We start from the raw sequence: 13,845 nt of genomic DNA, 5'->3' as shown, positions 1-13,845 counted from the left end.
TTTATAGAATTATTTTTACACATATATATCAGAAAACTCAATGCTACATTTTTCAATTTGTTCATCTTTATAAATATTATCTAGCATTAAATTCTTCTGGTAACAATCAACTATTCCAATAGGTAGTTCAAATGTAAATTTTGTTCCTTCCCCTACCTGACTATTCACATATATTTTACCTTTATGGAGTTCTACTAGTGATTTTACTAAAGATAAACCTATCCCACTTCCCTCACATTTTCTAGTTAGAATATTATCTACCTGCTTAAATCTTTCAAAGATTGCATCTAATTCATTTTTAGGTATCCCTATTCCATCATCTTGGACAGACACACATACAGTGTTGTAATTTACACTTATATTTACAAAAATTTGTCCCTTCTCACTTGTATATTTTATTGCGTTTGACAATAAATTAAGCATTATCCTTTCTATTTTATCAGGATCACATGCAATGACTTTTTCCTCACAGTTAGTATCAAATATTAGATTTATTCCTTTATTTTCTACGTATTGGGCAACTGATAAAGTTATATCTTCAACTATGCTTACAATATCATAATTGCCAAGTTGCATTTGATAAAATCCACTATCTATCCTAGTAATGTCAATAAGATTGTTTACTAATCTTAATAGTCTATAAGAGTTTTGTTTTATAGGTTTTATGTAATTTTTATATTTTTGTTCAAGTTCAATAGGTAATTTTTCCAATTCTATTTTTCTCGTTATTAATTGAATTGAGCCTAGTATTATGTTTAATGGCGTCTTAAATTCATGGGATACATTTGCAAAAAATTCATTTTTAAAACTTTCTAGTTTAATTGCTTCTTCCAATTTTCTTCTTCTTTCTTCCTCTTGCCTTTGTCTCGTAATATCTTTTCCTGTTGCCATTACAAATCCTTCCATAGGCAACGTTTTATAATTCCATGAAATTATTTTATAACTTCCATCTTTACATAATATTTTATTAATACAATTGTCAAATACATTTTCTGATTCTCCCATTATATCTAATGCATCGCTCTGATAATCATTATGAATAATTTCTAAAATATTCTTTTTGAGTAGTTCTTCTTCACTCCATCCAAAAGTATCTGTCCATTTTCTATTTACCTTAACTATACGCCCATTTGTTCTTATTTTAATTATAAGGTCAACTGAAATTTCTAATAAATCTTCTAATTCTTTTTCAGTTTCAGTTCTTTTTTCTATCTCATATAAAATTTCTTGTGAAAGTTCTCTATTTTTTATATGTAAGCCTAAATAACTACACATTGCTTTTATAAAATCATCCATTATTATCTTTACTTTATTTTCATTTAAGTATTTGACAGATAAGAGTCCTATAAACTCATCATTAAATATAATATAGTAATACCCTATACAATTTATTTTATTTTTTATCATTATATCTTTTAATAATTCATTTTCAATATTTTCAATATTGTTAAATCCTTCATATTTTTTATTTTCTTTTATCTTTTCTACTTGTTCTTTACTTAAGTACAACAACTCTTGATGACATTCTTCTATATTTATTTTTTTTCCAAATGTAACTTCTTTTTCTAAATATGAAGTTCGTTGATTATATGTATATATATCTATATTATCTGTTCCTATAGATTTAAATACTTCTCTTCCTATTTCTTCTACAACATTTCTTGTATGAACTGGATGCTTTCCTTTACTTACAATATTTTTAACTTGATTTATAACTTGGCAATTGATACCTGGTTCTTCTATAAGTTTTTTTACAATATTGATGTTATTTGAAGCTGCAACTGTAAGTTTAACATTATTATTTTCATCAAACATGGGTGCTTTAAAAGTTTCATACCAATATTGCGAATTATCTTTTTCCATTATTTCCTCAAATATTTTTGGCATTTTTGTTCTTATTACTTCTTTATCTATTTCATGAAAAAAATTATAGTTTTTTTCATTTGTAAAATCTCTGTCGTACTTATTTAAGAAATCTTTTCTGTCTAATTTAAGTAACTCTGCTTTATGTTTATTTACATATTTAAATCTCCCATCTAAATCTTTTATCCACATACTAAATGGCAAAATATCTAAAGCATTTTCTAAAATTTCTCTATTGTAATATTTCTCAAAAACATCTTTTCCAATTATAAATATACTTTCTTCATTTTCAAAATCGTTAATTAATACATCACAATTTAATGAAACATAATCTTTATACTTTGAAATAACATCTATATCTAGGTTTATCTTTTCTCCTAGAATAATTTTTCTTAATATTTTAGTAAGCTCTCCATCTTCACTATTTATTAATTTATTAATATTCTTATTATATAAATCAATATCTTGATACTCAATTTTACTTAATAATTTTTTATTGCAAAATTTTATGTTTCCTTTTCTGCTCACTATCATAATATAGTTTTCGATGCTATCTAGTATTGCTTTCATATACTCCCCCAATTTGCATATTTTCTTATCCTTATTAATTATGATAAATCCTTTCATTATCCTTCTTTAATCATAATAAATTGCTAGTGTATTTTGATGTGTTTTTATTAATCATAAATTATAAGGTCACTTTAACTTAAATACTTAGTTTAGGTTATATAGATTTTATAATTCGGAAAGAATAAAACTCATAAAAGTATTATTTTGAAAATAAATTATATTTATATTTTTTAAACTATAAGGAGTACACTATGAATAAAAATACTAAATCCATAGAAGATCAGCTGCAAGAGCTTAAGCATATTGAACTTAAGTATAAAGCCTTATTAAATACGATACCTACTATAGCTTGGTTTTCAGATAAAGATAGCAACTACATAGATGTTAATAGTTCTTTTTTAATTCATTGTGGTAAAACTCTAGATGATATTAAAGGAAAAGATCATAAATATGTATGGGACAGAAAAACTGGAGATGAATGCAGAAAAAATGACTTACTAGTATTAAATAAAAAAGAACCCTTATTCTTTCAAGAAGTAGTTCCAGGAAAAAAAGGCTATCGTAGACTCAATATTTATAGATTTCCTGTATTGGATGATAATGGAGAAGTAATAGGAATAACTGCAGTAGCACGTGATGTTACTAGTATAGAAAATAGAGATACACAGCTTAAAACACTTATAGAAAATATACCCTTTAAGGTTTGGCTTCTTAATAAAAATGGTGACTATATAAATGCAAACTCTAAATTTGCAGCATCTAAAAAAACTACTGTAGAGCAGTTAATCGGAAGAAATATAAAAGAATTCTACAAACAAGAAGAATTAGATACTATCTTTAATGAAGATAAAGAGGTTATCGATAAGCAAAAGACAATTAAGTTTACTAAAAGATTAATCCATGGTAGTGAAAAAAGAACACTTGAAGTATATAAAACTCCTGTATTTGATATAGGAGGTGAATTGGTTGGTATAGTAGGTATTCTTATAGATATAACTAAAATACAACAAACAAAAGATAAAATGAAAAAGCAAGCATATACAGACCCTCATACTGGATTATTAAATAGAAGAGCTTTGTATAAATATATCAAACATAGATTTAATGGAAATAAAATAAGCATAATGGTTATAGATGTAGATGATTTTAAACATATAAATGATACTTATGGTCATCTTATAGGAGATACTCTTTTAGAAAAAGTATCCAAAACATTAAAGCAAATTTGTCCTAAAGATTTTATATTTAGATTCGGAGGAGACGAGTTTATCATTCTCTCTATATCTCCAGCTAATATTGAATATATAGAAGAAAAAGCTCAAAATATATTAGCAAAAGTATCCTGTATAAAAACTGATGAAACAAAAAATGAGACTATTAATATAAGTATAGGAGTTGCTCTATGCGATTGTAATAAAGATAAATGTAATTATAGTAATTGCAAGCTACTTAGTAGAGCTGATATAGCTCTTTTTAAGGCTAAAGAATACGGAAAAAACCAGTATGTAATATATACTAAAATCTTAGAAGATGAAATAAATTTAAAATTAAATATTGAATCAGCTTTAAAACTTGCAGTTCAAAATAATGAAATAATGTTGTACTATCAACCTCAATATACAAAAGAAAAAAAACTTGTAGGATTTGAAGCATTATTTAGATGGAAAAATAATAAATATTCTCATGTACCTATATTAGATTTAATTAAAATCATAGAAGAAAGTAATTTAATATTAAGTATTGGAAAAGAAATAATTAGAAAATCATGTTTATTTTCTAATAAAATAAATAAAAATAGAAAAGAAAAATTGGTAGTATCTTTTAATGTTTCCTCTATTCAAATAATGAATACTAATTTTGTTAAGGAAATAAAAGAAATACTAAATGAAACACAAGTATGTGCTGACTGTATAGGAATTGAAATTACTGAAACAGTATTACTTGAAAATATAAATGAAAATATAGAAAAAATAAAAATACTAAAGAATTTAGGTATAAAGATTTCTCTTGATGATTTTGGTACAGGTTATTCCTCACTAAATTACTTAGTAAAGCTCCCTTTATCCGTAGTTAAAATAGATAGAAGCTTTATAGTTGATATGGAAAATTCACAAGAATATGTTACACTAGTAAAACTAATTATTGAGATATCTCATACTTTAAATTTTGAAATAATAGCGGAAGGTGTTGAAAATGAAAAACAATATAATATGTTAAAAGAAATGGGTGTTGATTATATTCAAGGATACTTATTTTCAAAACCATTAAACGAATCTGAAGCCTTAAAACTAATTAATAAGAGGGAAATATAATTCCCTCTTATATTTATTTTCAAACCAATAAATATAAGTACTCTTTATTGTTATAAATCCATAAACTTTTAAATATAATACATTATATTTAAAATAAGTTGTACAAGGAGTGATGTATAATGGCTAAAAAAATGTACAAAAAAAGAACAAGTCTAGTTCCTACTTGAATAACTAAAAAAAACAAGTCAAAAAATGATCAAAAATATGAAATTCCTGAATTATCAAATAATGTTCCTGACATTATTGAAACTGAAAATATTAGAGAAAAAAAGACACATCCAGATATTGAAGTAATAAATAGTGCACAACCCTATGAAAAAATCACCTTAAAAAATACTACCACTAGAAGTGTAGAAAGAGTCGAACCCGATGGTTCATATACTAGCGCAGTTGAAACTAAAGAAAAAGTTGAAGAACGAGTTAAATACACTAATACAAAAAACTCTTTTATAAAAGATACCATAATTGATCTTGAACCTACAAAACAAAAATATAGTTCTCCACTAGATGAATTAAATTCTAAACCTGTAAAATCTCTTAGAGATAGTTATGTAAGCAATGATAATACCTTAAAAATGATTCGTCAAAATGGATTACTCATAAAAAATATCGATAATCAAACAAAAGAACTTTGCTTAGAGGCCGTAAAACAAAATGGCCTAAGCTTAAAGTACATAAGAAATCAAACACCAAAGATTTGTTTTGAAGCTATTAGAGAGAATCCTTTAGCCTTTACTTACATACGAGAAAAAACAGAACTACTTTGCAATGAGGCCGTAAAAATAAATGGCTTGTCCTTAGAGTTTATAAAAAATCAAACTAATGAAATCTGCATGAGTGCTATAAAAGAAAATCCATTTGCTCTAGAATTTGTACTTGAACAAACTAATGAAATATGCGAAGCTGCATTATTTAGAAATGGATTAGCCTTGGAATTTGTAAAAATTAAAACTGTACCTTTATGCTTATTAGCTCTTCAACAAAACTCATATGCCATTAAGTATGTACCTATATCTTTACTATCAGGTTCTATAGATTTTTCAGATTATGTATTTACTTGTGTAGGGAGTAAATCTATACTTTCCTCTATTCCACAAATAAGAGGGCTAAATCGTATATTTTTGCCTTATAGTGACACTAATTTTAGTCTGTTAAATGCTCTGATGTACAACAACACACCTGTTAATTTTGTAGTTGAAAAGAAAGGATATATTGACAATACCTTTATTGACGAGTTAAAACAACATAACCATTATGTTACTGTCATTGACTAAAAATTTCTGCTACACAAAAATACTGTCTATATAAAAATATTATATAGACAGTATTTTTTAATATTTTAATTTGAATAGTTCTTAACTTATAAGCCTTTTGCCTTATTTTTTTCATCATATTTTTTTATTGCTTTATTAACTATTACAGTGAACCATACTAACGATACTCCTAATATAGCATGACCTAATCCAGCTATATGGCTAAGTCCAGCAAAATCAGTTCCTTTAACTTGTAATATTCCTCTAAATATTAAAACTGATATTAAGTAAATTAGCCCTACATTATATGTTATAAGCCAAGCTTTAAAGTTTTTAATTTGTGAGATTAAGAAGTTCTTTTCTAGTAATAGTACTATCATAAAGAACATAAACCCTAATACAAGTGTATGTGTATGAACTAAACCTAAACTTGTTGTACCTGTAAAATTATTAAACTTTGTAAACTCTCTATAAAATACTCCTACTATTAATCCTAATAATAAATAAAAAGATGATATCTTAAATAATTTCTGCATTCTTTTTTCCTCCCCAATTATTTATAACTAGAATTATATATACCCTTATTTTACCTCTTTAAACATCATTTTAATTATTTATTATCTTCTAGCCATTTCATTGCCATATACGCATAAGTTGCACTTATCCTATTAACTCCCATGAAGAGTCGCTACCTGGAGTTGTATTTGTCCACCATTTAGCTTTGTATGTTTTTCCATCATATTTGACAGTTTGACCACCTGTAAATACCATTCCTGGTTGATAACTTATACTTCCATCTTCATTTGGTTTTACTACTTTTTCCCAAGCTTGCGAACTATCAGGATTTTCTCCTTTTACCCACCATTTAGCTTTGTATATTTCACCTTTGTATACTACTGAATCTCCTTGTAAGTATACTTTAGTAGGGTCATATGTATCACCTTCTGTTGAAGTTGATTTTACTGTTATTGTTCTAGTTACAGTTGTTGTTAAACCTTTATTATCTGCTACTGTATAAGTTAATTTGTATTCTCCAGCTTTATTTGTGTCTACATTTCCACTTACACTTATTTTTGTTGTTAAATCTCCATCTTCTTTATCAGTTGCAGTTATTCCTGCCATTTTATCAAAAGTATCTCCAAGATTTATAGTTTTGTTAGTTGCTCCATTTATTACTGGAGCAGCATTTTCTCCTGGTCCTGGATTTACACTTTCATCTCCTGATACAGCTTTACCATTGAATGTTATATTCTTAACTCCTGAGAAACAAAGCCCTATCATACCTTGTAGGTTAGTAGTTGCTCCTGGCTCTAGATTTTGCCATCCTGAAGATTTTAATGTTATTCTATTGAAATCTCCATTGTTTTCTGAAGTAAATGTTCCACCCCAAGTAGATTTAAATACTGCTGATTTAGGTAAGTCAAAGGCTAATTCCCATCCACCGTTTATTTTTTCACCTGTATTGTTTTTTATTACAAATTCGTATGTGTAGTTTGGATGATCATAGTTACCCTTTAAGTCTACATCCACTGCTATCTTTTCTAATCCTGGTAAACCCTCTGGTGTTTCTTCAGATGGTCCCATTTTTTCTAGTCCATTGCTTAATCTTTCTGTTAATGTATTACCGTAAGTGTACTTTCCTTCATTTATTTCATTTGATCCTTCTACATAGTTAGGATTTAAACCAAAATCTCCACCCATTTCCCATATTAGAGCTCCACCTAAGTTCTTTTCTTCTATGTATTTTAATCTTTCGTCTATTGATTGCTCATTTTCAAAAGTTAAGAATACTTTTTCATTATTTTGCCATACATATGGAACTTTACCTACATCATCCCAGTGTATTTTTAAATTTGGATCTTGTTCTATTAAGTTGAGTACATGCCATAATGGGTTTGCTCCCGCTGGTATTATTCCACCATTTTCATCTGGATCTCCCCATACATTGTATTTTCCTGTAGCTGGTGTATCACTAGTTCCATGAAGTCCACTTCCATTTCCTCCTTGAACATTTTCCCAACCTCTAGTGTAATATGGTACACCCATTAATATTTTTTCTGGAGGCAATACTCCTCTATAGTAATTGTATGACCAATCCATTCCTAACACCGGCATTATCATTCCTTTAGTTTCATTGTCTGCAGGGTCTGGATATATATTTGCTTGATTTTCAACAAACTTGTTCCATCCACCATGATAGTCATAAGACATTATACTTAAGAAATCTAAATTTTTAGCGTATTCATTAGAATCAACGCCACCTAATACCCATGATGAAGCACTTACTGCTGCTGTTAATAGATAATCTTTTCCATCTTCTTCAGATGCCTTATCTATTTTTTCTCTTAATGTTTTCATCATTACGTTGTATCTAGCATTTATTGTTTTTCTTCTTGGTTCTGATAAATCAAAGTCTGCAGGATTTCCTGATTGACTTGTTGATGACGGGAATTCAAAGTCAATATCTACCCCATCAAATCCATATGTTCTAATAAACTCTACACATGAATCTGTGAAAGTATCTATACCTTGGTCAGTATCCATCATTGTGTAGAATCCTCTAGATCCTGCCCATCCACCTACTGATATTAGTAAATCTACATCTGGATTTTTCTTTTTTAATTGGTTAATTATATTGAAATGTCCTTTGTATGGTAGACTTTCATCTATTGTTATTTTTTCACCCTTGTAAGACATTTCTAATCCAACAAAGTCTTCTTCTATAGCAGCATGCTTATCTCCAAAATTAATTTTGTTAGTTTTTTCATCTACCATAGCAAATGAATATTGTATGTGAGTTAAGTCATCCCACTGTAAATTTGTTGCATTAAAATATCCATGCTCTTTGCTTTTGTATGCCCATTCTGGGAAGTATCCAACTATTTTTTTCTCTAAGTCTTTATTAGTATTTTGAGTACTTTCAACTTTTACTTTTTCTTTTCCATTTGCAAATGAAGTTATAGAAGTAAGAGGTGATAAACATATACTTAATGTTGTTATTAAAGACATTATTTTTTTTATGCTTTTAAACTTCATATTGTTCCCCCCTAATTTATATTATCCTATTAATTCCCATGAAGAATCGCTTCCTGGAGTTGTGTTTGTCCACCACTTAGCCTTGTATGTTTTTCCTTCATATTTAACAGTTTGTCCACCTGCAAATATCATACCTGGTTGGTAACTTACACTTCCATCTTCATTTGGTTTTATCACTTTTTCCCAAGCTTGTGATGTACTTGGGTTTTCGCCTTGTACCCACCACTTAGCTTTGTATGTTTCACCTTTGTATATTACTGTATCTCCTTGTAAATATACTTTTGTAGAATCATAAGTATCTCCACCTACTACTACTTCATTTACAGTTATTACTCTATCTACTGTAGTTGTTAACCCTTGGCTATCAGCTACTGAATAAGTTAATTTATATTCTCCAACTTTTGTAGTATCAACATCTCCTGATACTTTTATCTTAGATGTTAAATTGCCCTCTTCCTTATCAAATGCAGTTACTCCTGCCATTTTATCAAATGTATCTCCTACATTTATTGTTTTATTAGCTATACCACTAATTACTGGCGCTTGGTTTATATCTGGATTTGTTGCTTCACCGTATATAGTTTGCTTATACATATCTGGACTATTATTTGACATACGTTGAGCTAGTTCTATACTTTCTATCTTTGCATCTCCAGATAATTTTAAAGTATATGATTGTCCTTGCTCTATGTTTTTACCTTCCCAAATATCCTTTAAGTCTACTACTGTGTATCCATTTTCATAAGTTACATTCCCTGCTGTATAGTCTCCTTTATTTAGAGGCTTGTCAGCTTTTATATATAATTTAGGTGCCTTTATTGTTTCAGCTCCTCTTTCAACTTCTTTTAATACTTCATTATACTCTTCCGCTCTTTCATTGTTTGTTATTTTTATTTCATAACCTTTTCTATCTGCTCCCCATTGTACTTCGTAAGGAGTTACTAATGCATCTACATCTAATTCTGAATAAACCACTTCATGCTTTGGTAAAGCTGATTTACCATATAAACCTTCTTTAGTTGCTTTTGTTAATTCATCTCTTTTAGTTGATGTAGTTGGTGCATCTTGTGATGCCATCCATCCTATTACTCCACCTAAGTTGTTTTCATTTACATACCTAGTCTTTTCTCCAATAGATTTTACATTATCATATGTAAAGAATTTACCTGTAGCTTCATCGTATAAATATGGTGCTTTTGCTGTGTCATCCCAGTATTCTTTAAGACCTGGATAGTTAGCTTTTAGCTTATCCATACTTCTGTATGACCACACTCCAGACATACGCCCCCCATCTCCTACAGTTAATGCTGCTTCATTTACTGCTCCTCTTGATGGAGTTTGATCTGCATCCTTTGTAGTTACTGCTGCTTCACCAAATAATCCTGGTAAACTCTTATCTGGACCAGCAGAAACCTTGTCCCATCCTCTTGTGTAGTATGCTGCTCCTATTACTATCTTTTCAGATTCTGCACCTTTTTCTATTAAATAATCAACACTTTCATCTATTGATAAGTTATTTCCTGCTATTGGTTCATTTGGATTTGGATATAATCCAGTTTGATGCCCACTGTATTCATCCCATGCGCCTCTCATGTCGTAAGTCATTATATTTGCAAAGTCTACAACATTGAATAATCTATCTACATCTATCCCTATATCTACTTTTTGTTTTGGTGCTGGAAGAGCTACTGTTAATTCATATTTTTTTCCTAGTTCTACACCTTTCTTATCAAGGGATACTCTAAACTCTTCTAATAACTTTATATAGTTTTCTTTGTCATTTTTAGTAGCATAAGGATTACCTTCATCATTTTTGTTATCTACCTTATCTGGTTGCCTAACTTCACCTGCAAACTCCCAGTCTAAATCTACAAAATCCATATTTGTATATTCTACGAATTTAACAACATTTTGAATAAAGTTTGCTCTCTTAACTGGATCAGCGGCTATCACTGGGAAGTCTGCTGATTTTGACCATCCACCTAGTGATATTCCTAGCTTTAAGTTTGGATTTTCTTCTCTTAATTGTTGAAGAGCTATAAGTATTCCTGCATTTGGTGCTCCCCATTGAACACCTTCTTGTCCTACTGGTGCTCCAACTGCTGCATCTTTATCTGTAAACACTAGATTTCCATTTGAATCAAAATCCATAAATGCAAAGTTTAAATGTGTTAGTTGATCTGCTGGTATATCCTTTGGATAGAAGTTTCCTTGTCCTCCCCATATAGACCAGTCTCCGTAGTACATTACATTACGTTTTTGATTTGTACTATTTACTATTTTTGAATTTTGACCTTCTGCATTAGCTACTTTTATCCCATATATAGGCATACCTGTGCTAATTAGCATACTTGCTATAATAGCTATTGCTACTGCTTTTTTCGATTGTTTCAACCTTTTAATATGTTTCATATTCACCCTCCTAAATGATTTTTTTCTCCCATTTAGGTAAATACTTTTTTTCAAAAATAAAAGCTACTTCCAAAGAAGTAGCTTTTTTTAGTACATTAAAATAAACATATTTGAAGACATCACAAATAAAATATGCTTATTAAACAAAAAGTATATTTACCCTTTGGCAACTGGCTGGCATAGTTTAATAACCTTAGCCCCTTTAGCTTTGCGTCATTAGATTTCTCTAATTTTGCCTATGAAATTTTATATCTCACCATCATATTAGCATATTTTACTAATAAATGTATATATATTTATTTTATTTGTATATATATTTAATTATTTAATATTAGTTTTTGCTATCTAACCACTTTATTACATCACTGTATACTTCTTCTTTATTAATCTCATTTAACATTTCATGTCTTCCACCTTCATAAAGTTTGTAAGACACATCTTCAATTCCCATACTGTTATATTTATTGTATAAAGAAACAATCCCTTTTCCATATTTGCCTACAGGGTCAGAGTCTCCTGCTAATATAAATATTGGCAAGTTTTTATCTATAGTTTCTAGGTTATTTTTATTTCTTATATACACAAAATTTTCAAATAAGTCTTCAAAAAATCCATTAGAGAATAATACTCCACAGTATGGATTATCTATATATAACTTAACTTGTTCTTCATCTCTACTTAACCAGTCAAAAGGTGTTTTGCTATTCTTTATTTTCTTGTTAAAATTGCCAAAGCTTAGTTTATCTACTAAATGTGCTTTTTCATTTCTTCCTTTAGTTTTGCTCATAAATTTAGCAACTCTTAGTCCTAGATCTACTTCTATACCATGAATACCGTTAGTTCCTGATAGTACTACTCCATTTATAAGATTTGAATATTTTGTAATATATCTTTGTGCTGCAAAAGACCCCATACTGTGGCTAAATAAAAACACTGGCAAGTCTTTATGTTCATCTTTTATTATAGTGGTTAATTCTTTTAAATCTTCTACTATATGTTCTATACCATTTTGTTTAGATAGTATTCCTACCTTTTCTATATTGTCAGCAGTTTTTCCATGCCCTCTATGATCATTTATATATACGACATATCCATTGTCTACAAGTTCTTTTGCAAAAACTCTATATCTACCTGCCTCTTCAGACATACCATGGGATATTTGTACTATACCTTTTATGTCCTCATTGTTTATTGGTTCATATTTATATACGTATATATTTAAATCTTCTTGACCTTTAAATTTAAAATTTGATTCTTTCATAATCTTCTCCCTTGTGATTCTAATTTATATTAAATCGTGTGCATAATCTTTAATAGGTGCTTTGATTAACAATCTAACTCCAATGACACTATATAATACTATTGCATAGTCCATTGCTGCACCTTCTAATAGTTATTTATTATTTCTATCAACTCATCTTTTTTATAGAAAGCTTTTCAGCTTCTTGTATTAAATTTTTTATAAAATTCTTCTTAAAGCTTTCTTTTCTTGAATTTATTATTGTTTTTTGACCCTTTATTGACGAACATACCTATTCCTCTTTAGTTGGTTAAGTAATTAACCACTTATCTATAGTATTATATTCATTCTAAATTTTACAATAGTATTTTTAAAATTTAATTCTTTTAAAATAAAATTTACTTTTAATTTTTTGTATAAATAATTTATATCGTATGGACATTTTACTTATAGTTTGATAACATTTCCCTGTAAAGGAGTTGATTATATGTTAGAAATTATTGCATTAGGTGTTGAAGATGCAAAGACAATTGAAAGTTGTGGTGCTAATAGAATTGAATTAGTTAGTGCCTTAACTGAAGGGGGATTAACTCCTAGTTTCGGTTTAATAGAAAAGATTGTTAATACTGTAAATATTCCTGTAAACGTTATGATTAGACCTCATGCTAATTCTTTTGTTTACTCTGAGTATGATATGGAAATCATGTTAAAAGATATAGAAATAGTTAAAAGTCTGGGTGCAAATGGAATAGTATTCGGTAGTTTGACTAAGGAAGGTAATCTACATAAAGCTCAATTAGAACAAGTTATCAAAGCTTGTAGTGGATTAGATTTTACTTATCATAGAGCTATTGATGATAGTAAAGATATATTAAATAATACTAAACTTCTGAGAGAATATTCTCAAATAACAAGTGTTTTAACTTCTGGTGGTCCTGGCAAGGTTCCTGATAATATGGACACAGTTGTTGAAATAGTAAATAATACTTTAGGAAAAGAAAAAACCCTTTTAGGTTCTGGTCTAAATCTAGAAAATATTGAAGCTATAAAAAAGGCTTCTAATGCTGTTAACTTCCACTTTGGAACTGCTGTTAGAGTTAATAATTCACCATTTGAAAGAATTGATGAAGAAAAACTTACTTCTTTAGTAAAAAAATTG

Annotated in this window: 8 protein-coding genes and 1 riboswitch; of the genes, 3 read left to right on the top strand and 5 right to left on the bottom strand. The window is 28.7% G+C overall.

Features of this window, described 5'->3' with window-relative positions:
• Positions 1–15: 15 nt before the first annotated feature.
• Positions 16–2,433 carry an ATP-binding protein gene (locus ACRC03_RS06505; RefSeq protein WP_438651746.1) on the bottom strand — a complete coding sequence of 806 codons (2,418 nt, stop codon included), beginning with the start codon at positions 2,431–2,433 and terminating at the stop codon, positions 16–18.
• Between the two features lie 251 nt (positions 2,434–2,684).
• Between ACRC03_RS06505 and ACRC03_RS06500 the strand changes: the two genes are divergently transcribed.
• Complete coding sequence (locus tag ACRC03_RS06500) at positions 2,685–4,745, top strand: sensor domain-containing protein (RefSeq protein ID WP_438651745.1); 2,061 nt, start codon at positions 2,685–2,687, stop codon at positions 4,743–4,745.
• A 575-nt stretch (positions 4,746–5,320) separates the two neighbouring features.
• Positions 5,321–6,019, top strand: a complete 699-nt coding sequence (locus ACRC03_RS06495) for a DUF4116 domain-containing protein (RefSeq protein WP_438651744.1) — start codon at positions 5,321–5,323, stop codon at positions 6,017–6,019.
• Positions 6,020–6,105: 86 nt separating this feature from the next.
• Here the strand turns inward: ACRC03_RS06495 and ACRC03_RS06490 are convergent, their stop codons facing one another.
• The 4 genes from ACRC03_RS06490 to ACRC03_RS06475 form a co-directional block, all read right to left on the bottom strand.
• Positions 6,106–6,534, bottom strand: coding sequence for a DUF2871 domain-containing protein (locus ACRC03_RS06490; RefSeq protein ID WP_438651743.1), 429 nt, complete (start codon positions 6,532–6,534; stop codon positions 6,106–6,108).
• Positions 6,535–6,658: 124 nt separating this feature from the next.
• Positions 6,659–9,034 (bottom strand): glycosyl hydrolase family 18 protein, encoded by a 2,376-nt coding sequence (locus ACRC03_RS06485; protein ID WP_438651742.1) that lies wholly within the window; start codon positions 9,032–9,034, stop codon positions 6,659–6,661.
• A gap of 21 nt (positions 9,035–9,055) precedes the next feature.
• A complete protein-coding gene (locus ACRC03_RS06480; protein ID WP_438651741.1) occupies positions 9,056–11,446 on the bottom strand; it encodes a glycosyl hydrolase family 18 protein in 2,391 nt (796 codons plus the stop codon).
• A gap of 162 nt (positions 11,447–11,608) precedes the next feature.
• A riboswitch (cyclic di-GMP riboswitch) is annotated at positions 11,609–11,693 on the bottom strand.
• Positions 11,694–11,777: 84 nt separating this feature from the next.
• A complete protein-coding gene (locus ACRC03_RS06475) occupies positions 11,778–12,707 on the bottom strand; it encodes an alpha/beta hydrolase (protein WP_438651740.1) in 930 nt (309 codons plus the stop codon).
• A 466-nt stretch (positions 12,708–13,173) separates the two neighbouring features.
• On the opposite strand from ACRC03_RS06475, the gene ACRC03_RS06470 reads away from it, so the two are divergent.
• Positions 13,174–13,845, top strand: a 672-nt coding sequence (locus tag ACRC03_RS06470; RefSeq protein WP_438651739.1) for a copper homeostasis protein CutC, incomplete at its 3' end; no start/stop codon positions are given.

The organism is Romboutsia sp., from assembly GCF_051659545.1.
Classification (GTDB): domain Bacteria; phylum Bacillota; class Clostridia; order Peptostreptococcales; family Peptostreptococcaceae; genus JBOFOR01.
This window is presented reverse-complemented; position numbering and strand designations above follow the sequence as displayed.